The sequence below is a fragment of the Streptomyces sp. CBMA123 genome (genome assembly GCF_014596465.1).
In the GTDB taxonomy this organism is placed as follows: Bacteria; Actinomycetota; Actinomycetes; order Streptomycetales; family Streptomycetaceae; genus Kitasatospora.
Genome location: NZ_MECK01000617.1, coordinates 1 through 21,241, shown reverse-complemented (window position 1 = coordinate 21,241; position 21,241 = coordinate 1). Strand labels below are relative to the sequence as shown.

The window sequence follows — 21,241 nt, the reverse complement described above, 5'->3', positions numbered from 1 at the left end:
CGACGTCCCGCCCGCTACGGCCGGACGGGCCTGGCCGGGCGCTCCGGGAGCGGCCAGTCGGCGGGCGGGGCGAAGTCCCGGTGGGTCCCGTCGAAGGGGAACGCCCCCGCCTCGACCAGCCGCGCCACCGCCTCGCCGCCCGCCCGGATCGCCCGCGCCTCGGCGGCGCTCCAGTAGGCCGGGTGCCCGGTCTTGGCGGCGAAGGACTCCTCGTCCTTCCAGCGCCACCGGCGCTCGGCGTCCACCTCCAGGTCCAGTTCCAGGTCGTGGACGTCGACCTCCTCGCCGCGGTACTCCCGGTGCTCCAGGTTCACGTACCAGTGGGAGAAGCCGGTGCCCGGCTCGAAGATCCACCAGACCGCGTACGGCCGCCCGGCCGGCTGGTGGATCAGCGCGCTGACCGCGTCCCACTCGCCGGGCACCAGCGGGTAGCCCCCGGCGGGGTGGCTCTCCGGCGGAATGTCCCGGATGTGCCGCCCGCCCGGGAGTTCGGCCTTCCACAGCGGCGAGCCGGCCGCCAGCCAGAGCAGCAGCCCGTCCGGGCCGCTCTCCACCACCCGCATCGGCAGGCAGCTGGTCAGCTGCCCGCCGAAGTGGAACCGCCAGCGCAGCACCCGCCCCGGGACGTGGTCCGCCGGCCTCACACCTCCACCGTTGCGCCGCTCGTCAGCGAGCGCTCGGCGCCCGCCAGGATCTCCACCACCCGCAGGCCGAAGTCCGCCCCGCAGGGGTGCGCCTCGCCCGAGTCGGCCGAGGCCAGCAGGGCGTCCACCGCCCGGTGCAGGGCCGCGGTGGGGCCCTCGCCGCGCTCGGGAAGCTGCGCCACCCCGTGCTCGCCGCGCAGCTCCATCGCGACGCCGCCGCCCGCGCGCGGGGCGGTCAGGCTGAGCGCGAGCGTGCTGGACGCGCCGCCGGCGTGCCGCAGCACCAGGTGGACGGTGTCCTGCGGCCCGGCCACCGCGGTGACCTGCGTCGCGTCGCCCAGCACCGGCAGCAGCACGGACAGCGCGTGCGGGCCGACGTCCCACAGCGCGCCCTTGTCCTTGCGCCACGGCGAGGCCGCGTACGGGCTGGTGCTGTCCGGGGCGAACACCGAGCCGAGCCAGTCCGAGCGGCCGGTGAACCAGCCGCCGAGCTCCGCCTGCCGCTCGATCCACGGGATCTGCTCGCCGCCGAAGCGGACGGTGAAGAACACCACCGAGGCGACGCCGTGCGCGCGGACGGCGCCGGCCACCGCACGGGCGTCCGGCACGGTGAACGCGACCGGCTTGTCCAGCAGCAGGTGGCGGCCGGCCTCGGCGGCCCGCACGGCCAGCCCGGCCTGGACGGCCGGCGGCAGCGCGATGGAGACGGCGTCGACCTCGGCCAGCAGCCGGTCGAGGTCGCCGTACCCGGGCACGCCGTGTGCCGCGCCGAGCGCCTCGGCCGCCTCCGGCCGGCGGCCCCAGACACCGGTGAACTCCAGCCCGGGGTGCTCGGCCAGGACGGGTGCGTGCACCCGCTCCGCCCAGGTGCCGGTGCCCAGCAGTCCGATCCGCACGTCGTCTCTCCGTTCCTCTGGGGGGTCAGCCCTGGACGCGGGCCAGGGTGAAGCCGTCGTAGCCCTTGCTGCCGACGGTCTGGACGGACGTCGCGGTGACCCTCGGCTCGGCGGCGATCAGCTCGTGCAGGGCGCGGGTGGCGACGACCGCCGGGTCGGTGCTGGCCGCGTCGGCGATCGCTCCGCCGCGCACCACGTTGTCGACGATGATCAGCGAGCCCGGCCGGGTCAGTTGCAGCGCCCGCCGGAAGTACTCGGGGTTGTTCGGCTTGTCGGCGTCGATGAACACCAGGTCGAAGGGGGCCTCGCCCTGCTCGACCAGCGCCGCCAGCGCGTCGGCGGCCCGGCCGGTCCGCACCTCGGCGACCGCGCCCAGCCCGGCGCGCGCCAGGTTGCCGCGCGCCACGTCGGCACGCGCGGGATCGATCTCCAGGGAGATCAGGGTGCCGTCCGCGGGCAGCGCCCGGGCCAGCCAGATCGCGCTGTAGCCGCCGAGGGTGCCGACCTCCAGGATCCGGCGCGCCCCCTGGGTCAGCGCCAGCAGGTGCAGCAGCTTGCCCTGGTTGGGGGCCACCGCGATCTTCGGCAGCCCGGCGGCGTCGGCGTCGGCCGTGGCGGCCTCCAGCACCGGGTCAGGGCCGACCAGCTGGTCGGAGAAGTAGGCGTCCACCGCGTTCCAGGTCGCCTGCTGGGTCGGCTGGGTCATCGGGCCCTCCAGTGATGCAAGATCGGCAGCTTCCGGCCGATGCTACTCCGGGGCCCGACGACGCCAGGGCGACTACCGGCTACGCTCCGTCACTCCGCGACGGGGGCACCGGCGGCGGCCTTGGCCGCCTCCTCCGCCTCGATCTTCGCGTGGGTCCTGGCGGCCCGGCGCTTCATCACCCAGGCCGAGAGCGCCCCGATCACCACGGCCGCGGCCAGGCCCGCCCAGGAGAACCGGGACAGCCACGGCTCGATGGCCTTGCCCACCTTGAAGACCAGCAGGGTCGTACCGCCGGCCCAGATCACGCCGCCCAGCACGTTGGCGATCAGGAACTTCCAGTACGGCATCTTCAGGGCGCCCGCCAGCGGGCCCGCGAAGATGCGCAGCAGGGCGATGAAGCGGCCGAAGAAGACCGCCCACATGCCCCACTTCTGGAACGAGCGCTCGGCGGTCGCCAGGTGCGCGGGTCCGAAGTGCTTGGGGAACTTCCGCCCCAGCTTCTCGAAGAGCGGCTTGCCGCCCTTGCGGCCGATCGAGTACCCGATCGAGTCGCCGATGATCGCGCCCGCGATCGCACAGGCCGCGATCCCCCACGGGCTCACCACGCCCTTGACCGCCATCAGGGACGCCGTGACCAGGGCGATCTCACCGGGCAGCGGGATGCCCAGGGATTCGATCCCGATGATCAGGCCGATCAGGGCGTACACCGCGGTCGGGGGGACGCTCTCGATCCAGGCGTCGATGTGCAAGGCCAGTACCTCCGTGGCAGGTCGGGGCGGGGCCGGCTCCCCGTGGAGCCGCACGCCCGTCCCGACGGTTGTCCGATGGCGGCACCCGGGCCGCTTCCCCTGGGCGCAGCCTAACGTGCCGGGCGGCCTGTCCCCCTGGCCGATCACCCGTCGTTACGACGTACGCCCCCGCGCCAATAGTTCCAGGCCGACCGGCCTTTCTTCAAGATTGGGTAAAACGCAGGGCGACGACGGAAGGCCGCTGCTTGATCCGTCGTGCCGCCGGCAGCAGGGCCCGCAGCAGGCCGCGCCCGCCCTCCGGGTAGACCTCCCGCACGTCGGTGACCGCCGGGTGTGCCTGCGCCAGCTTGCCGAGCTCGTCCGCGTCCATGCCGAAGGGCATCGGCGGCGCCTGGTAGTGGCGGTCCCGCAGCTTGCCCCGGACGGCCAGGCGGCTGGCCCAGCGCGGCACCGCGTCGAGCACCATCGCGCCGCCGGGGAAGCGTTCGGCGCAGGCGGCGATCAGCTCCCGGACCTCGGTCGGCCGCAGGTACATCAGCAGGCCCTCGGTGGTGATCAGCACCCCGCGGTCCGGGTCCGGGTCGACTTCGTCCGCCCAGCGCAGGTCGGTGGCGGAGCAGGCGAGGATCCGGCGCCGGTCGTCCGGGGGCAGCAGCCGTTCGCGCAGCCGGGCCGTCTCGGGCAGGTCGACCGACAGCCAGTCGGCCCGCCCGTTGTCCACCCGCCAGGCCTGGGTCTCCAGTCCGTCGCCGAGCCCGACCACCGTGGCGCGCGGGTGCCGGTCCAGGAAGTCCGCCGCCTCGCGGTCGAAGCAGGCCGCCCGCAGCGCCTGCAGCTGGCTCACCAGCGGCGTCCGCCCGAACCGCTCGGCGAACGGGAAGTCGATCCGCTCCACCAGCTCGACCGCGACCGGATCGTGCAGCACCGTGTCCGGCCGCCGGGCCTCCAGTGCCCGGTGCCACAACGTCCACAGCGCCGTCTCCGGCACCTGCTCCAACTCCGGCCGTTCCCCGCCGCCCATCGCTCACTCCTTCGGACGTGCACCGTGCTCCGGCATGAACCCGCCGATTCTGACACCCGCCCCGTGCCCACCCTTCCGCCGACGCGCCGCCCGGGCTGCGGGCCGTGCCGGGCCGGACGGGGCCCGGGCGTCAGTGGTGGAACACTCCAAGATCCACTCGTGATCGTTGTGCCTGGTGGGGGCCGCTGCCGCGCCCGGCGCTGCCCCAGACTGGCTGCACGCGGCGGCCCGGCCGGTCGCCGCGGCCGGACTCCGGCCGACCCCTCCAACCGACCCAAGGACTTGCCATCGTGAGCGAGCGCGTCATCGTCCCCCGCAACCGGGGCTTCCTCTTCCTCGACTCCCACCCGGCGGGCTGCGAGCGGCTGGTGACCGACCTGTGGCGGGACTGCCCGGAGCCTGCCGACGCCCCGGAGGGTGCCGGGCCGGTGGCCCTTATCATCGGCTCCTCGGCCGGGTACGGCCTGGCGGCCACCGTCGCCGGGCTCAAGCGGGCCGGCATCCGCGGCGTCCTGGTCTCCTTCGAGAAGGCCCCCACCGAGCGCCGCACCGCTACGGCCGGCTGGTACCGCACCGCCGCCACCGCCGAACTCGCCCGGGCCGCCGGGCGGGACGTGGTCTTCCTCAACGGCGACGCCTTCTCCGACGCGATGAAGGAGCAGGTCGCCGACCTCCTCCAGGAGCGGTTCGGCGGCCGGCTGGACTACCTCGTCTACTCGGTGGCCGCGCCCCGGCGCACCGACCCGGACACCGGCGCCGGCTACGCCTCCGTCCTCAAGCCGATCGGCGCGGCGAACCGCACCAAGACCCTGGTCTTCGACGAGCAGGGCGTCCCCGAGGTGCGCGAGGTCGAGACCGGTCCGGCCGAGGGCGACGACGTCGAGCAGACCGTGGCCGTGATGGGCGGTGCGGACTGGGAGCGCTGGATCGACCACCTGGCCGGCCGGGGGCTGCTCGCCGACGGCTTCGCCACCGCCGCGCTGTCGTACATCGGATCGCCGATGACGGCGGCGATCTACCGGCAGGGCACCATCGGCGCGGCCAAGGCCCACCTGGAGGCGACCGCCCGCACCCTGGACGAGCGGCTGGGCAGGGAGCTGGGCGGGCGGGCCGTCACCTCCGTCAACGGCGCCGCCGTCACCCAGTCCTCCACGGCCATCCCGGGCATCGCCCTGTACACCGGTCTGCTGCGCGGCGTGCTCGGGGCGGCGATGGTCCCGCCGGTGCACCAGCTCGCCGCCCTGTGGGACCAGCTCACCGGTGCCGCCCCGCTGGTCCTGGACGACGAGGGCCGGATCCGGCTGGACGGCTGGGAGCTGACCGAGTCCGTCCAGGCGGCCGTCGCCGAACGCTGGGCGGCCGCCACCACGGGCACCATCGCCGGCCTCGCCGACCTCGGCTGGTTCCACGCCGAGGTCCAGCGGCTGTACGGGTTCGCCGTGCCGGGCGTGGACTACACCGCCCCGGTGGCCACCGAGGTGCCCTGGCCGGTCCCGACCGCCTGACCGGTCGCCGCTGAACCCTCTTCTCCCGTCCGGGAGTTCGAGGGTTCAGGTCTCCTCACGGCGGGCGGCTCACCGGGCCGCCGGACTGCCGGCCGGCACCGGGGCCGTCGGGGCGGCCTCGGTGGCCTCCGCCTCGGGGGTGACCTGGCGGACGCTCAGGAGGGTGGCGAGGGCGACGGCCCCGCCGACCACCGGCACGGCGGCGGGCCCGACGCCCGACAGCGCGAGGCCGCCGAGCGCGCCGCCGACCGCCACCCCGAGGAACTGCGCCGAGAAGTGCAGCCCGAGCGCCTGGGCCCGCTGCGCGGCGGCCAGGCCGGCCAGTCGGGTCTGCTGGCCGATGCCGCCGGACCACCAGGCCGCGCCGAAGGCGAACATCAGCGGGAACGAGATCACCGTGGCCACCAGCGGGGCGTCGGTGACAGTGAGGGCGGTCAGCACCGCGAGCAGCCCGGTGATCAGGGTGAGCGCCCCGCGCAGGACGGGGGTGACGCCGCGCCTGGTGATGAGCCTGCTGACGGTCCGTCCGGCGAGCAGGCCGCCGGCGCCGAACACGATCATCAGCGCCGCCACGCCGTTGCCGCCCAGCCCGGCCGCCCGCTCCTCCACCGCGTCGAGGTAGGTGTAGACGCAGTAGGCGGCCAGGAAGAGCCCGAAGGTGGTCACCAGGCCCCAGCGGATCGGGGTGCGGCGCAGCAGGTCGAGTCGCCCGGCGGCGGAGTTGCCGCCGGAGGGGACCTCGGGCAGGCCGGTCCAGACCGCGACGGCGGTGATCACGGCGAGCAGCGTCACGAACCAGAAGGACGCGCGCCAGCCCATGGCCGAGCCGATGACCGTCCCGATCGGGGCGCCCAGGGTGAGGGCGACGGCGTTGCCGCCGGCGGTCACCGAGATGGCCTTGGGCAGTTCCTCGGGGGCGCAGAGCGCGGCCGCGGTCGCGGCGGCGGGGGCCGCGAAGAGCGAGGCGCCCAGGGCGGCGAGCACCCGGGCGACGGTGAGCACCGCGAAGTCGGGGGCGACGGCGGCGATCGCGTTCGCGGCGGCGAAGAACAGGGCGGCGCCGATCAGTAACCGCTTGGGCGGGGTCTGGTGGAACAGGCCGATCAGGGGCGGCCCGGCCAGGGCGTAGACCAGCGCGAACACCGTGACCATCTGACCGCACAGGGAGACCGAGGTGTGCATGTCGCGCGCCACGCTCGGGAGCACTCCGGCGATCACGTAGCCCTCGGTGCCCACGGTGAAGGTGCCGAGGGCCAGGAGGTGGATCCGTGGATTCATGGTTTGACGGTACAACATTCGTTGAACCTTTAGAAGGATCCCTGCGCGAAGGCGAGATGATGACACGTCACGCCCGGCGAAGCCGTCCCGACCATGCGCCCGGAGCGTCCGTGACCACGGAAAGTAGAATCGGCCCATGCGAGATGCGTTCCACGCCGAACTGGCCAACGTCAGCCTGGCCGGGGCCATGCACGGCCTCAGCGACCCGCTGCGGCTGCGGATCGTCGACCTGCTGGCCCGCCAGGGCGAGACCGAGTGCTCGGCCATCTACAACGCCCTGGGGATCAGCAAGTCGAACGCCTCGCACCACTTCCGGGTGCTGCGCGAGTGCGGCCTGATCCTGCGCACCCACCAGGGACAGCAGCAGAGCGCCCGGCTGCGCGACGACGAGTTCGAGGAGCGCTTCCCCGGGCTGCTGCGCGCCGTCCTGGCCAACGTCGACAGCGCGGCCTGACGGGGGAACGAGGCCGCGCTGCGCCGCGCCGCCGCCTCAGCCGATGCTGAAGGCGCCGTCCGGCGGCGGCGGGGAGTCGGTGGCGTCCGCGTCGGTGACCGGGGCCGCCCGGCCGACCAGGGCGGCCAGTTCCTCGCCGTCGGTGAGCCGGGCCGGGAAGATGTCGCCCGCCAGCAGCCGGCTCAGCTCCACCGCCGGCAGCGGCGCCGTCGACCCGGCCAGCAGGATGTTGCCGTACCGGCGCCCGCGCAGCACCGGGGCCTCCGCCACCAGGCAGACGTACGGGAAGACCGCCGCCACCGTCGCCGCCTGCGCCCGGGCGAAGGCCAGCGGCGGGCCGTCCGCCAGATTGGCCGCGTAGCAGCCGCCCGGGCGCAGCGCGGCGGCGGCCAGCCGCAGGAACTCCACCGAGGTGAGGTGCGCCGGGGTGCGGGAGCCGTGGAAGACGTCCGCGATCACCAGGTCCTGGGAGTCGGCAGGGGTGGCGGCCAGCGCGGCCCGGGCGTCGCCCACCGTCGCGGTGATGTCCGCGCCGGGGCCCCGCCAGGGCAGCCGCTCGGCGACCAGGTCGAGCAGCGGCCCGTCCACCTCCACCACCCGCTGCCGCGAACCGGGCCGGGTCGCGGCCAGGTAGCGCGGCATGGTGAGCGCGCCGCCGCCCAGGTGCAGCGCGTCCAGCGGACGGCCGGGCGGGGCGAGGACGTCGGCGAGGTGGCCGAGCCGACGGGTGTACTCGAACTCCAGGTGCGTGGGGTCGGCGAGGTCGACGTACGACTGCGGAGTGCCGTCCAGGGTGAGCAGCCAGCCGCCGTCGCGGTCCAGGTCCGGCATCAGTTTGGCGAAGCCGAGGTCGGTGGGCCGGCCGACCGGCACCGGCTCGTCCGACTCCGACTCGTCCGGCAGCGGCTCCGGCCCGTCCGGCACCGGCTGGTCCGTCACGCGTTCTCCCCCACCGGCCGGACGTCCAGGTAGGCCGCGAGCCAGTGGTCCAGTTCGGCGAACACCGTGCTGCGGGCCTGCTCGCCGGAGAGCACCAGGTCGTGCATGCCGCCCTCGATCCGGACGATCGTCACGTGCCGGCCCAGCCGGGGCCCCTGTGCGGCGATGTCGTCGGCGCGCAGCACCGCGTCGGCGTGGTGCAGGGCGTGGTGCCAGGTGGTGGTGGAGATCGACTTGGTGGAGGCCATCAGCAGCACTGGCACGTCGATCCCCAGCCCGCGCCGCAGCCGCCGGTGCCCCTGGTGGATCGCGGCCAGCCAGCCCGCGTACAGCGGGAAGCCCTCGGCGGGCTTGAGGGTGAGGTCGAAGTCCCACTCGCCCTTGTGGTCCTGGTGCAGGCTGTGGGTGTAGTGGGGGTTGAGCGAGGAGGGCAGGATCCGGGTCGGCTTCATCCGCCCGATCGCCGTCACCACCGGGCCGCCGGCCGTGCGCACGGCCGCCCCGGCCGGCATCGACAGGAACGGGCTGTTCAGGAACAGCCCGTTTACCAGCCCGCGCCCGGCCCGGCGCCCCGCCCACAGGGCGCCGACCAGGCCGCCGGTGGAGTGCCCGTTCAGCAGCAACTGCCGGTGGCCGTCCACCTCGCGGATGATCCGCACCGCCTCGTCGATCTCCTCGTCGTACTCGGCGAGGTCGCGGACGAAGTTCGGCGACTGGTGCGGGCGCAGCGAGCGCCCGTACTTGCGCAGGTCCAGGGCGTAGAAGGAGAAGCCGAGGGCGGTGTAGTGGTCGGCCAGGTTGGTCTGGAAGAAGTAGTCGTTGTACCCGTGGACGTACAGCACGGCCCGCTCCGAGCCGGGCACCAGCCGCCGTACGAGGGTCGCGCAGACCGCCCCCTCGTCGTCGGGCCGCAGCGTCAGCTCGGCCGCCTCGTAGGGGGCACCCAGGATGTCTTCCCGAAACTCCATCTGCCGCCGCACCCGTTCCCTCTGCTCCGCCTGCCCTTGCCGCAGGTGACCGCCCGTTTCCGCCCCCGACCATACCGGCCGGTAGGTCCGGCGGCGACCGGCGGCGGCGCCGATGCTGCCGTCCGGGCTGTCATGTACCCCGCCGGGGTACGCGTCCGCGCCTCCCGGCCGCCTCCCGACCGCTTCCCGTGCGCCTCCTGTGCGCCGGTGGTCGTGTGGAACGCTTCCCGGACAGAGACGGCGAGTTGGGGAGTTTGCATGCAGCACGGGCATACCGATCCATCCCTGTACCGTTCGGCCGCCGAGGCGATCGCGGCGCCGCCGGAGAAGCTGGCCTACGTGGCCGGGTTCGACCGGTCGGCCCGGCAGCCGGACGCCCTGCTCACCGTGGACACCGATCCGGCCTCGGCGAGCTACGGGAAGGTGCTCAACTTCTCCGAACTTCCCACCCTCGGCGATGAGTTGCACCACTTCGGATGGAACGCCTGCTCCAGCGCCCTGGCGCACGCCTGCCACCAGAACCCGGAGCGGCGGTTCCTGCTGCTGCCCGGGCTGCGCTCCTCCCGGCTGCACGTGATGGACACCCACCCGGATCCGGTGCGCCCCCGGCTGGTCAAGACGGTCGAGGCCAAGGAGCTGGCGGCGAGGGCGGGTTACTCCCGGCCGCACACCCTGCACTGCGGGCCGGAGGGGGTCTTCCTCTCCTGCCTCGGCTCCGGCGAGGGCGGCGACGGGCCCGGCGGGGTGGCGCTGCTGGACCACACCACCTTCGAGGTGCTGCGCCCCTGGGAGACGGAGCGCGGGCCGCAGCACTTCGCCTACGACGTCTGGTGGCACCTCGGGACGGACATCGGGGTGACCAGCGAGTGGGGCACCCCGTGGATGATCGAGGACGGTGTGCTGCCGGAGCAGTTGCTCGCCCGCAAGTACGGGCACGCGCTGCACTTCTGGGAGCTGGGCACCGGGCGGCACCTCCAGCGGGTCGACCTCGGGGACCAGTACCAGATGGTGCTGGAGCTGCGCCCGGCGCACGACCCGCAGGCGGAGTGGGGGTTCGCCGGGGTGGTGGTGAACGTGGAGGACCTCTCCTCCTCGGTCTGGCTCTGGTACCGGGAGGGCCCGGCGTTCACCGCGCGCAAGGTGATCGAGATCCCCGCCGAGCCCGCCGCCGCCGAGCAACTGCCGCCCGCGCTGAGGTCGTTCGGGGCTGTCCCGCCACTGGTCACCGACATCAACCTGTCGGTGGACGACCGCTGGCTGTACGTCTCGGCCTGGGGCACCGGCGAGTTGTTCCAGTACGACGTCTCGGACCCGTTCCACCCCCGGCTGGCCTCCTCCGTCCGCCTGGGCGGAGTCGCCGCCCGGACACCCCACCCGGCCGAGCCGGGGCGGCCGCTGAGCGGGGCCCCGCAGATGGTGGAGATCAGCCGGGACGGACGGCGGCTCTACCTCACCAACTCCCTCTACGGCGCCTGGGACGACCAGTTCTACCCGGACGGCATCGAGCCCTGGCTGGTCAAGCTGGACGCCGACCCGGTGGCCGGCGGGCTGAGCGTCGACGAGCGGTTCTTCCCGCACGGCGCCGACTTCCGGGGCCTGCGCCTCCACCAGACCCACCTGGCGGGCGGGGACGCCTCCTCGGACTCCTACTGCTACCGCTAGGCCTGGTCGTCAAACTCCCGCCTGCGGGGCGACGCTCCCCCAGCCTTCGGCCGGGAGGCACCCCCAGGGCACAGGCGCACCTCGCCGCGTTGATCCTTCGGGGGTTGCCGGTCAGCCGGCGGGGTCGCCGAGGTGGAGGCCGACGGCGCGGTCGAGGGCGTCAACCAAGTCGAGCTGTTCTGCACACCGCCCTGACCCGACGTCCACCGCGCCGCGGCCGGTTCGCCTCCCGCGACGAACCGGCCGCGGCCATCGCCACCTTCGTCCTGGCCTACGACGAACACGACGCCAAGCCCCACCGCCGGACCTACGACGGCAGCCCACTCCAAGCCGCACGAACCCCCGAAGGATCAACGCGGCGCCGCACTAGTGCTGGAAGAGTACTTCCGGATTGTTCGGCGAGGGGCCGTCCAGCAGCGGACTGTGGATCCCCTTCAGCGCCTGGTCGAAGAACGCCGTCACGTACTCACGCGTGATCGCGATTCCACGTTCGGGGTCGAGGGGCGGCGTCGGGTACCCGGCCTCCTTCATGAGCAGGTCCATGTCGGTGAAGGTGGGGTGGTTGGCGCCGGTGACCGCCAGCCACTTTTTGTAGCCGCCGAGGGCGGCCCAGGCCTTCCCCCAGTTGTCGCCACCGCCGGCCGAGTGGACGTCGGCCCTGCCCAGCATGAGGAACGGCCGGTTGATCTGGCCGGGCATCGGGGCCGGGAAGAAGGAGCCGTCCATGTTCACTCCGGCCCGTACGCGCGGGTCGGCGATCATCGTGGCGGCGGCCGAGGCTCCGCCGATGGAGTGTCCGGCCGTGCCGATCTGGTGCTTGTCGATGAGGTGGGCCAGCCGCCACGCGCTCTTGCCGTGCGTCAACTGGTCGATCACGAAGGACATGTCCAGCGCGCGGCCGGCGGCGACGGCGTCGAAGTCGATCGTTTCCGGGTGATCGCAGATCGCGCACGGCGGCGTCTCGCCGTTCGCCAGCGTCTCACCGCCGTCCTCGTGGGTGGGGCCGACGAGCGCGACGACGTAGCCGTGGCTGGCCAGTTCGGTCGCGAGCGAGGTGAGCGCCGAGCGCTGGTCCCCGAACCCGGGTGAGAGGAGCACCAGCGGATGCTTGCCGCGCTGCGGCCGCGCGCCGTCGAAGGCGTGCGTGGTGATGCTGGAAACGTTCTGCGGGGTGATGCCGGAGCTCGCCGGTATCTTCGCCTGCTGGATGTGTCCGGCTGCCTCGGCGAGGGTCATGTAAGGGGCCGGCGTCCCGGTCCCGGGGACGGCCGGGTAGACCATCGTGACGGTCAGTTGGCGGGGGCCGGATGACGGCACCCACGGGTCGGGACGGTTCGCGTCGGTGAGGTGGATGATGTCCTCGCCCGCGGCGTAGGGGCCGGTCGGCGCGGGGAGCGTGCCGTGGAAGGACGGCGTGGGCGCCGTGGCCGTGGCCGGTGCGCTGTCGAAGGCGTGCGTGGCCACCGGTGTGGCCGACGGTGTGGTCGTGGCGGCGAACCCGGTGCCGGTTCCGGTCACGATGGCGGCGAGCGCCAGCGCCGCGACGGCGCTGATTCGGCGATTGCGTTTCATGGGGTCGACGCTAGGTTCCGCAGCTCCGTATCGAATCAGCCCGTGGATGCAAACATTCCGGTGTCGTCCGTAGCCCCCGCGACGTACCGGAGTAATCCGCCGGGAGTATGTCGTGCGGCGCGGGCCCCCTTCGCCGGCATCGTCGAGCGCCACCTTCGTCCTGGCCGACGACGAACAGGACGCCGAGCCCCACCGCTGGACCTACGACGGAGCAGGGCTACCGGTAGACCACCCGGTCGAACCGCACCCGGTCCAACGGCAGCCCCGCCGACAGCAGTTGGGAGCTCACCGAGGCGACCATCCCGGAAGGCCCGCTGACGCAGGCCAGGTGCTCGCGCCAGTCCCCGGCGGCCGCGACGGTGTCCGCGAGCCGGCCGGACGTCACCGGGGTGAGCGACAACCAGGGTTTGTGCAGGCCGAGTTCGGCGAGCGCCTGCCAGTCGTAGAGGTCGGTGCGGTCACGCGCGCCGACGAAGAGGTGCACCCGGCGGCCCGGCGGGCGGTGCAGCGCCTGCTGCTCGACGATCGCCTTCATCGGGGCGAGTCCGGTGCCGCCCGCGACGAGCAGCAGGTCGCGGGCGTCGCCGTCGGGCAGCAGACTGCCGCGCGGCGGGCCGAGGCGCAGCCGGTCGCCGACGGCGGTGCGCTCGACCAGCGCCGCGCTGACGCCGCCGGGGCCGGTGCGGCGCACGTGGAGTTCCAACTCGTTGTCGCCGCGCGGGGCGCAGCCCATCGAGTACTGCCGCCAGGTGTGCGGCAGCGCCGGGTGTTCGACGGTGCCGTACTGGCCGGCCCGGTAGGGGTACGGCTCGCCGGTGCGCACCCGCAGGACGGCGAGGTCGGGGCGGCGGCGCTGGTGGCCGGTCACCACGGCGTGCCAGTACGGGGGTTCGGTGAGGGCGGAGTCGGCGCCGGCGACCATGGCGCCGACGGCGAAACGCAGCATCCGCACCCAGGCGGCTTCGAGCTCCTCGGCCCACCGCTCGCCGGCCCGGTGCCGCAGGGCCGCGCACAGGGCCTCCTCGAAGGCCTCGTAGTGGACCGGCCGGACGCCCAGCTTGCGGTGGTCCCGGCCGAGTTGGCGGAGCATCCGGGCCAGTTCGGCGGGCTGGTGCAGGTGGTCGATCAGGTGGTGGAAGATGCGTTCCAGGTGGGCCCGCTGGAACTCCATCGAGGCGGGGAAGAGCGGTCGCAGGTACGGTCGGCGGCGGAACATGACCGTGTAGAGGTGGTCGATCAGCTCCGAGAGCGGGGCGACGGCTTCGAGCTCGCGCCGGATCAGCCACTGGTCCGCGGCGCCGTCGTGGCCCTCGCCGCCGCCGTAACGCTCTCCGCCGCCGACGTCGGCTCCGGCGCCGGCTCCGGGCCCGGGCCCGGGCCCCGAGGGCGTTGCGGGGGTGAGGAGTTGGCGCCGCAGTCTCATCGCGTGGTGGCGGGCGATCAGACGGTCGTACTCGGCGGTGGCGGTGGCGGCCACGGCGGCCTGGCTGCTGTTGTCCATAACCTGCCCAGTCAACCGCCGGGCCGGCGGGCGGGAGAAGGGCCGATGGCCCCGGGCGCCCCCGGGACCATCGGCCCTCGGCGCCGCGACCGGGCGGCTACCGGCTCTGCTCGGACGCGGCCTGTCCGGCCGGCCCGGTCTGTCCGCCGCTCTCCGCCCGCCGCTCGGTGGCGTCCCAACTCGCCAGCAGCCGCAGCGATTCGGCGGAACCGGAGCCCGGTTCGGCGTGGTAGGCGACCAGCACCTGATCGGTGTCCCCGGCCGGGCGCAGCGTCTCGTACTGCAGGCTGAGCGGGCCGACCACCGGGTGGCGCAGCCGCTTGGTGCCGTGGGCCTTGTCCTTGATCCGGTAGGTGGCCCACAGCCGCCGGAAGTCCTCGCTCTTGACGGAGAGTTCGCCGACCAGCGAGGCGAGCCCGGGGTCGTCCGGGTAGCGTCCGGCGTCCAGGCGCAGCAGGCCGACGACGTCGCTGGCCTTGCCCTCCCAGTCCTCGAAGAGGGCGCGGGCGGCCGGGTCGAGGAAGACGTGCCAGGCCATGTTCCGCTGCTCGGGCGGCATCGCGCCGTAGTCGCCGAGCAGGGCGGTGCCGAGCCGGTTCCAGGCGATGATGTCCAGCCGCCGTCCGAGCACGTACGCGGGCACGCCCTCCATCGAGTCCAGCAGTTGCCGCAGCGCGGGCCGCACCCGCTGCGGGCGGGCGGCGGCGGCCCGGCCGGGGCGGCGGCGGGCGGGCTCGGTGAGCCGGCCGAGGTGGTCGCGCTCGGCGGGGCCCAGGCGCAGCACCCGGGCGATGGCGTCCAGGACGGCGGCGGAGACGTTCTCGCCGTGGCCCTGTTCGAGCCGGGTGTAGTAGGCGGTGCTGACCCCGGCGAGCTGGGCCAGCTCCTCGCGGCGCAGCCCCGGGACCCGCCGGCGGCCGGCGCCCTCCGGCAGGCCCACGTCCTCGGGCCGCAGCCGGGCGCGGCGGGATCGGAGGAACTCGCTGAGTTCGGTGCGCTGGTCCATGACTGCAGTATGCGGGCGGGCGGACGGGCCGGGGGGCGGGCGAGGGTGATACTGCCGTGCGTACGTTCCGCGGTCGTACGTCCGGTCTTCGTACGCGCCGTCTTCGTACGACAAGCGCTGGTCTGGTTGGCCCCGCCGCCCCGCCGCAGTCTGGTGGGCATGACGAACGAGACGACGCAGCGCACGATCGATGGCACGACCGGTAGCACGGAGCAGAGCACGACCCCGGACACCGCCGCCACCCGCACCGTCGCCGCCTACGCGGCCCGGCTCCCGCACGCCCCGCTGGCGAGGACCACTGTCACCACGCGCGCCGTCGGCGAGCACGACATCCTGATCGACATCAAGTTCTGCGGCATCTGCCACTCCGACATCCACCAGGTCGGCGAGGACTGGGGCGACGGGATCTTCCCGATGGTCCCGGGCCACGAGATCGCGGGCGTGGTGAGCGAGGTCGGCCCGGGCGTCACCCGCTGGCGGGTCGGCGACCGGGTCGGGGTCGGCTGCTTCGTCGACTCCTGCCGGGAGTGCGACAACTGCCGGGCCGGCCTGCAGCAGTACTGCACCGGTGAGGGCGGCATGGTCTTCACCTACAACGCCACCGGCAAGGACGGCCGGCCCACCTACGGCGGCTACGCCAGGGAGCTGGTCGTGGACGAGGCGTACGCGCTGCGCATCCCCGACGCCCTGCCGCTGGACGCCGCCGCGCCGTTGCTGTGCGCGGGCATCACGCTGTACTCGCCGCTGGCGCACTGGGGCGCCGGGCCGGGCAAGAAGGTCGCGATCGTGGGCCTGGGCGGGCTCGGCCACATGGGCGTGCAGCTGGCCCACGCGATGGGCGCGGAGGTCACCGTGCTGAGCCAGTCGCTGCGCAAGCGCGAGGACGGGCTGCGGCTCGGCGCGGACCACTACCGGGCCACCTCCGACCCGGCGACCTTCGAGGAGCTCGCGGGCCGCTTCGACTTGATCGTCAACACGGTCTCCGCCGATCTCGACCTGACCGCCTACATCGGCCTGCTGCGCACCGACGGCACGATGGTGCAGGTCGGCGTGCCGGAGAAGCCGGTCTCGCTGCACCCGTTCCCGCTGGCCATCGGGCGCCGCTCGCTGGCGGGTTCGGCGATCGGCGGGCTGCCGGAGACCCAGGAGATGCTGGACTTCTGCGCCGAGCACGGCATCACGGCGCAGATCGAGCTGATCCGGGCCGAGCAGATCGACGAGGCGTTCCGGCGGGTGCTGGCCGGCGACGTCCGGTTCCGCTTCGTGATCGACGCCTCGACCATCTGACCGCCTGCCGCCTGCCGCCCGCCGCCCGCCGGCAACCGGACGGAACGCCCCGCGCACCCGGTGCTCTCCCACCACCGGTGCGCGGGGCGCCGCCGATGACTCCCGGCGGAACCTTCCCGCGGTCCCCTGCCTCTCGGCCCCGAAGCCTCAGGTCCGAAGCCTCAGGCCCGAGCCCTCGGACCCCAGCGCTCGGACCCGACCCCTCGGGCGCGGGTCCTCAGACCCCGGCCGTCCTGGCCCCGGCCCCCGCCCGGCGCTTCGCGCGCCGGTCCTCCCGCCGCTGCCGCCCACGGCGCAGCGGCTGGTCGGGCAGCCACCCGAAGGTCAGACAGGCGCCCACCATCCCGAGCAGCATCCCGATCACGAAACCGCCCAGGTTGGAGGTCACCCAGCTGCCCAGCGAGGCCAGCACGGCGAGGATGGAGTAGAACAGCCGCTGGGTCGGGTTGAACAGGATCAGCAGGCCGCACAGCACCATCACCGCCGGCACCAGGTAGCCGGCCAGGCCGACCAGCGAGATGTGCAGCAGAAGGGGAAGCGGGGCCCACAGCGTCAACAGGATCTCGGCACCGCCGAGCGTCACCAGCAGCCCGCCCCAGAACGGCCGGTTGCCCCGCCAGTCGCGTTTGGCCGGTCCCGCGGGGCTCGCGGGCGCGGCGTTCGCGATGGCTCCCGAGGGAGCGGCGGCGGGGCCGGCGACGGAGGCGGCCGGCGCGGCGGGCGTGGCGGCCGTCCCCTCGACCGTCACCTCCTCGGTCCGCGCGGCGGCGCCCTCGCCGGTCCCGGCCTGCTCCGGTACGGACTCCGCCATGCTCAGCAGCCCTTGGAGCTGAAGCTCAGCCGCAGGTTGGGCAGTTTGAACCCGACGGCGGTGCTCGCGTAGTTGTGCTGGTTGAGGTGGGTCAGCTGGACGTGGTCGGCCTGCTGGCCGAAGACGCCCGGCTGGCCCTTCCCGACCGGGCCGGCCTTGGTGTAGGTGCTGGCGTCGCCGCCGATCTCGATGTTCTTGAACTCCGCGTCGCCGGACAGCAGATCGGAGTCGGTGGTGAGGTCGGAGGCGGAGACCGGAGTGCCCTGGTCGCCCGCACGGATCACCAGGCTGACGCCGCCGAGGTCCACGCTCTGGCACAGGTTGGTGATCTCGGCGGTCTTGATCGCCGAGACCGCCACCAGCACCTGACCGCCGGTGTGGCCCTGGTTGGGGCTGCCGGGGATCATGTGGTCCAGCGAGCCGAACTGGGCGAAGCCGTCGCCGTCGAGCTTGTCGGCGGTGATGGTGAACGGCATGCCGGAGATGGAGAACTGCGCGGCGAGCACGCCCTGGGCGGTGAGGGTCATCAGGATGCCCCCGACCGCGACGGCCGGTACGGCCATCAGGGCAGAGCGCTTCATCCGGACCCGTCCTCTTCTGGTCCCGGTCGGCGTCGGCGGCGTTTCCGCCGCGGCGGCGGCTTCCTCGGACATGGCCATGTGTGCTCCCTGTGAATGGATTGGGTGTGCAGGCACTGGCACGTTGCCCTGGCGCGGACAGCGTTCCGCGCTCCGACCGGGCCGTCCGCCCCTCGGCAGCGGGGCGGATCCGGTCGGAGCGCGTTGAGTAACTGGGAAGCTACTGCCCGGTATTCGCCGGGTCAATACGGGTGCACGAAGGATCTTCACCGATCCTCGACCCGAGCCGCCTGGCCGCCTCGGCCGGCCCGAGGAACGGCGCGAGGCAGAACATGCTCAACGCCGGTAGTAACTCGGGAAGTTGATCGGTGCAGCCGGCGGCTATCCGGCGGTACACCGCGCTGTAGACGCCACCCACCACCGCATCGGTCATCTCCTGCACCCCTACCCCGCCCGGGAGTTGGGGCACCTCGGCGAAGAACACCCGGAACCGGGTGAGGAGTTGATCGCGCTCGCGCCGCCCGTCCGGGCCGACCGCCTCGATCTCGATCACCGCCATGGTCGCGAAGGACGGTGTCCCGGCGAGGAGTTGGAGCATCGCCCCGAGCGCCTGCCGAATCCCGGCGCACCAATCGGATTCGGCCGCGAAGGCCGCCGCCATCCGCCGGATCACCACCCCCGTCCCGTACCGGTGCGCGGCCAGGAAGGCGTCCTCCTTGCCGCTGAACAGCTCGTAGAAGACCGGCCTGGTCACGCCCGCCGCGCGGCAGATGTCGCTCACCGTCGCGTGCTGGTAGCCGCGTTCGGCCACCGTCCGGACCAGCCCGTCCAGCAGCCGCTCGCGCTGGGTCGCGGCGACCACTCCGGCGGGCAGCCGGCGCGGGCCCGGCTTGATCGACCTGGCCGGGTCCCGGCCGGTCCGGGCACCTGGCAGCAGGACCACGTCGGCACTCCGGAGGTTTTTGGTATCCATCACCAACTCCTGTGTCCTGTATTGACATTGACGGAACGCCGGGTTTACAACACTGCCAGGTTTCCAACCGGTCGGTGCGCAGGCCACCACCGGCGGAAACCAGGGGCTCCGACGGCCCCGGGCGAGCCGCCCGGGCCACCGGACCAGGGCCGATCCGGGTCCGCGGCGGTGGCAGCCGCCCGTGCACCCCGCACCACCGCACGTCCGCACGGCCGCACGCCGTGCCGCCGGGCACCGGACCGAACCCTCCGGCCCGCCGGGTACCGAACTGCCGTACCCGGCACCGCCGTACGGGCCCCTCGCACGATGTACCACGCACGCCGCACCAGGCACCACCACCATGCACCACACCGTCGCACCGCACGGCGATCCGCCGTACCTCGCGAAACGCCGTCGCACCGCGACGCCGCACGGCAGAACACCGCCGCACTGCACGAACACCGCCCTACCGCACGGGCGGGCCCGTGGCGCCGGGCCCGCCCGCAGCCGCGGTCCGGCGGGGCTCCCGGTACGCCATGCACCTCCCCCCGCCGTGCACACCACCACTCCGGCACGCGGGGATCCCCCACCCGTCCCCCGGACGGAGAGAGGCACCCTCATGCGCATCCGTCGCACCTTCGCAGCCGCATCCCTCGCCGCCATCGCCCTCACCGGCGCCGCGGTGGCACCGGCCCAGGCCGACGCCGCCGCCGTCATGACCCAGGGCAGCGCGTCCGGCCCGGCCATCGCCGTCGGCGACACCCTGGTCGCCAACCTGGCCTCCGGCACCGCCGCCACCTTCACCGACGGCCCCGGCAGCACCAACGGGGTGAGCTGTGCCAACTCCTCGTTCTCCGCGACCGTGACGTCCAACCCGGCCGCTCCCGGCAGCGCGACCGAGCAGCTCAACAGCCAGTCCTTCGACTCCTGCACCTCCAGCGTCTTCGGCGTCATGAGCGTGCAGAGCGTCACCGCCACCAGCCTGCCGTACACCAACACCGTCACCTCGGGCTCCGGCAACAACGTCTCGCTCAACGGCACCAGCGCCGGCCCGGTCGGCATCACGGTGGTCCTGAACACCCTGCTGGGCACCGTGAACTGCGTCTACCAGAGCCCCAGCGGCATCACCGGCTCCACCTCGAACATCGGCAACAGCATCAGCTTCGCCAACCAGGCCGCCACCCTGGTCTCCGGCCCGGGCCTGTGCTTCTCGACCGGCTACTTCAGCGCCAGCTACGGCCCGGTCACCGACACCTCGGTCGCCGGCAGCCCGGTCCTGTACGTCAACTGACGCCCCGGGCCGGCGGATCCACGCGAGCGGCGTACGGCGGGCCACGGCCCGGCGTACGCCGCTCCACCGCACCGGCCGATCCCCCGAGACAAGCAAGTGACCGGCCGGTAGGGTGGCGCCGCACGGGCCCGGCGCGACGAGCCCGACGGCACGGGCACGGCGAACCGGAACGGGGCGGGTCAGATGGCCAGCGGCAGCAGCGGGAACGGCGACGGCACGGGATTCTTCACCTCGGTGGCGGACACCGCCGAGCGGCTCGCCGCCACCGGCTACCTCGCCTCCCCCGCCGTGGCCACCACCGTCTTCCTGGCCGACCGGCTCGGCAAGCCGCTGCTGGTCGAGGGCCCCGCCGGGGTCGGCAAGACCGAACTCGCCAAGGCCGTCGCCGCACTGGGCGCGGCCCGGCTGGTACGGCTGCAGTGCTACGAGGGCATCGACGAGGCCCGGGCGCTCTACGAGTGGAACCACGCCAAGCAGTTGCTGCGGATCACCGCCGGCCGCGACGAGGGCTGGGACCAGGCCCGCGGCGACATCTTCGGCGAGGAGTTCCTGCTCACCCGCCCGCTGCTCACCGCCATCCGCGGCGAGGAGCCCACCGTCCTGCTGATCGACGAGATGGACAAGGCCGACGTCGAGGTGGAGGCGCTGCTGCTGGAGGTGCTCAGCGACTTCCAGGTGACCGTCCCCGAACTCGGCACCATCACCGCCAGCCGGCGCCCCTTCGTCCTGCTGACCTCCAACGCCACCCGGGAGCTCTCCGAGGCGCTGCGCCGCCGCTGCCTCTTCCTCCACCTCGACTACCCGGACGCCGAGTTGGAGCGCCGGATCGTCCGGCTCAAGGTGCCCGGCCTGGACGACACCCTGGCCGCCTCGCTGGTCCGGGTGGTCGGCGCGCTGCGCGCGATGGAGCTGCGCAAGGCGCCGTCCGTCGCCGAGACCATCGACTGGGCCCGCACTCTGCTGGCGCTCGGCGCGGACACCCTGGACGACGCCGTCGTCCAGGACACCCTCGGAGTGATCCTCAAGCACCAGGACGACATCCGGAAGGCCGCCCAGAAGCTCACCCTCGCGTGAGCACCACCCCGGGGCCCACCGACACCGCCGCCCGGCTCACCGGCCTGGTCCGCGCCCTGCGCGGGCACGGCCTGCGGATCGGCCCGTCCGAGACGGTGGACGCCGCCGCCGTGCTCGACGTCCTCGGCTTCACCGACCGCGAGCAGATGCGGGCGGGCCTGGCCGCCGCCCTGCTGCGCTCGGACGGCCAGCGGGCCGTCTTCGACGCCGCCTTCGACCTGTTCTTCCCGCTCGGCGTCGGCACCCCCGAGGCCCTGCGCGGCTCGCCGCCGCCGGTGCCCGACGACCCCGAGCCGCCCCGCTTCGGCCGCCCCGACCCGCTGCGCGAGCAGCTGCGCGAACGCCTG

At 73.7% G+C, this 21,241-nt stretch carries 20 protein-coding genes and 1 pseudogene; 7 read left to right on the top strand and 14 right to left on the bottom strand.

Annotation, left to right across the window (positions count from 1 at the left end; all coding sequences use genetic code 11):
- Positions 1-14 precede the first annotated feature (14 nt).
- From BG452_RS40620 to BG452_RS40600, 5 genes are all read right to left on the bottom strand, one after another.
- Positions 15-644 (bottom strand): DUF402 domain-containing protein, encoded by a 630-nt coding sequence (locus tag BG452_RS40620; protein WP_317621465.1) that lies wholly within the window; start codon positions 642-644, stop codon positions 15-17.
- Positions 641-1,540, bottom strand: coding sequence for a Gfo/Idh/MocA family protein (locus BG452_RS40615; protein WP_188309379.1), 900 nt, complete (start codon positions 1,538-1,540; stop codon positions 641-643). The genes BG452_RS40620 and BG452_RS40615 overlap by 4 nt, the downstream gene beginning before the upstream one ends.
- A 25-nt stretch (positions 1,541-1,565) precedes the next feature.
- Positions 1,566-2,246, bottom strand: coding sequence for an O-methyltransferase (locus BG452_RS40610; protein ID WP_188309378.1), 681 nt, complete (start codon positions 2,244-2,246; stop codon positions 1,566-1,568).
- Positions 2,247-2,335: 89 nt separating this feature from the next.
- Entirely contained in the window at positions 2,336-2,995 is a 660-nt protein-coding gene (locus BG452_RS40605) for a DedA family protein (RefSeq protein WP_188309377.1), read from the bottom strand.
- Between the two features lie 202 nt (positions 2,996-3,197).
- Positions 3,198-4,016 carry a class I SAM-dependent methyltransferase gene (locus BG452_RS40600; protein WP_188309376.1) on the bottom strand — a complete coding sequence of 273 codons (819 nt, stop codon included), beginning with the start codon at positions 4,014-4,016 and terminating at the stop codon, positions 3,198-3,200.
- A 290-nt stretch (positions 4,017-4,306) separates the two neighbouring features.
- Here BG452_RS40600 and fabV point away from each other — a divergent pair, with 290 nt between their 5' ends.
- On the top strand, positions 4,307-5,521 hold the full coding sequence (fabV, locus tag BG452_RS40595) for an enoyl-[acyl-carrier-protein] reductase FabV (protein ID WP_188309375.1): 1,215 nt from the start codon (positions 4,307-4,309) through the stop codon (positions 5,519-5,521).
- A gap of 69 nt (positions 5,522-5,590) precedes the next feature.
- Here the strand turns inward: fabV and BG452_RS40590 are convergent, their stop codons facing one another.
- Positions 5,591-6,799, bottom strand: a complete 1,209-nt coding sequence (locus tag BG452_RS40590) for an MFS transporter (protein WP_188309374.1) — start codon at positions 6,797-6,799, stop codon at positions 5,591-5,593.
- Positions 6,800-6,935: 136 nt separating this feature from the next.
- Here BG452_RS40590 and BG452_RS40585 point away from each other — a divergent pair, with 136 nt between their 5' ends.
- Positions 6,936-7,253 carry an ArsR/SmtB family transcription factor gene (locus BG452_RS40585; protein WP_188309373.1) on the top strand — a complete coding sequence of 106 codons (318 nt, stop codon included), beginning with the start codon at positions 6,936-6,938 and terminating at the stop codon, positions 7,251-7,253.
- Positions 7,254-7,289: 36 nt separating this feature from the next.
- Here BG452_RS40585 and BG452_RS40580 read toward each other — a convergent pair whose 3' ends face one another.
- The gene (locus BG452_RS40580) at positions 7,290-8,084 is read right to left on the bottom strand and encodes a spermidine synthase (protein ID WP_188309399.1); all 795 of its coding nucleotides are present in this window, start codon (positions 8,082-8,084) and stop codon (positions 7,290-7,292) included.
- Between the two features lie 104 nt (positions 8,085-8,188).
- Entirely contained in the window at positions 8,189-9,160 is a 972-nt protein-coding gene (locus BG452_RS40575) for an alpha/beta hydrolase (RefSeq protein ID WP_188309372.1), read from the bottom strand.
- A 258-nt stretch (positions 9,161-9,418) separates the two neighbouring features.
- On the opposite strand from BG452_RS40575, the gene BG452_RS40570 reads away from it, so the two are divergent.
- On the top strand, positions 9,419-10,822 hold the full coding sequence (locus BG452_RS40570) for a selenium-binding protein SBP56-related protein (RefSeq protein WP_188309371.1): 1,404 nt from the start codon (positions 9,419-9,421) through the stop codon (positions 10,820-10,822).
- Between the two features lie 366 nt (positions 10,823-11,188).
- Here BG452_RS40570 and BG452_RS40565 read toward each other — a convergent pair whose 3' ends face one another.
- The 3 genes from BG452_RS40565 to BG452_RS40555 form a co-directional block, all read right to left on the bottom strand.
- Entirely contained in the window at positions 11,189-12,547 is a 1,359-nt protein-coding gene (locus tag BG452_RS40565; protein WP_317621464.1) for an alpha/beta hydrolase, read from the bottom strand.
- A gap of 64 nt (positions 12,548-12,611) precedes the next feature.
- Positions 12,612-13,895: a globin domain-containing protein gene (locus tag BG452_RS40560; RefSeq protein ID WP_188309370.1), complete on the bottom strand. Its 1,284-nt coding sequence runs from the start codon at positions 13,893-13,895 to the stop codon at positions 12,612-12,614.
- A 97-nt stretch (positions 13,896-13,992) separates the two neighbouring features.
- On the bottom strand, positions 13,993-14,901 hold the full coding sequence (locus tag BG452_RS40555; protein WP_188309369.1) for a helix-turn-helix domain-containing protein: 909 nt from the start codon (positions 14,899-14,901) through the stop codon (positions 13,993-13,995).
- Between the two features lie 159 nt (positions 14,902-15,060).
- Between BG452_RS40555 and BG452_RS40550 the strand changes: the two genes are divergently transcribed.
- Positions 15,061-16,188 carry an NAD(P)-dependent alcohol dehydrogenase gene (locus BG452_RS40550; protein WP_188309368.1) on the top strand — a complete coding sequence of 376 codons (1,128 nt, stop codon included), beginning with the start codon at positions 15,061-15,063 and terminating at the stop codon, positions 16,186-16,188.
- 217 nt (positions 16,189-16,405) lie between these two features.
- On the opposite strand, the gene BG452_RS40545 is transcribed toward BG452_RS40550, so the two are convergent.
- The 3 genes from BG452_RS40545 to BG452_RS40535 form a co-directional block, all read right to left on the bottom strand.
- Positions 16,406-16,999 carry a DUF6114 domain-containing protein gene (locus BG452_RS40545; RefSeq protein WP_411293094.1) on the bottom strand — a complete coding sequence of 198 codons (594 nt, stop codon included), beginning with the start codon at positions 16,997-16,999 and terminating at the stop codon, positions 16,406-16,408.
- A 2-nt stretch (positions 17,000-17,001) separates the two neighbouring features.
- On the bottom strand, positions 17,002-17,658 hold the full coding sequence (locus BG452_RS40540) for a DUF6230 family protein (RefSeq protein WP_188309367.1): 657 nt from the start codon (positions 17,656-17,658) through the stop codon (positions 17,002-17,004).
- Between the two features lie 139 nt (positions 17,659-17,797).
- Positions 17,798-18,550: a TetR/AcrR family transcriptional regulator gene (locus BG452_RS40535; protein ID WP_188309366.1), complete on the bottom strand. Its 753-nt coding sequence runs from the start codon at positions 18,548-18,550 to the stop codon at positions 17,798-17,800.
- Positions 18,551-19,148: 598 nt separating this feature from the next.
- Between BG452_RS40535 and BG452_RS40530 the strand changes: the two genes are divergently transcribed.
- The 3 genes and pseudogenes from BG452_RS40530 to BG452_RS40520 all read left to right on the top strand — a co-directional run.
- Entirely contained in the window at positions 19,149-19,820 is a 672-nt protein-coding gene (locus tag BG452_RS40530; RefSeq protein ID WP_188309365.1) for a Tat pathway signal sequence domain protein, read from the top strand.
- A gap of 183 nt (positions 19,821-20,003) precedes the next feature.
- Entirely contained in the window at positions 20,004-20,894 is an 891-nt protein-coding gene (locus tag BG452_RS40525) for an AAA family ATPase (RefSeq protein WP_188309364.1), read from the top strand.
- A pseudogene (locus tag BG452_RS40520) lies at positions 20,891-21,241 on the top strand (hypothetical protein); the annotation flags it as partial. The gene BG452_RS40525 and the pseudogene BG452_RS40520, both read left to right, overlap by 4 nt.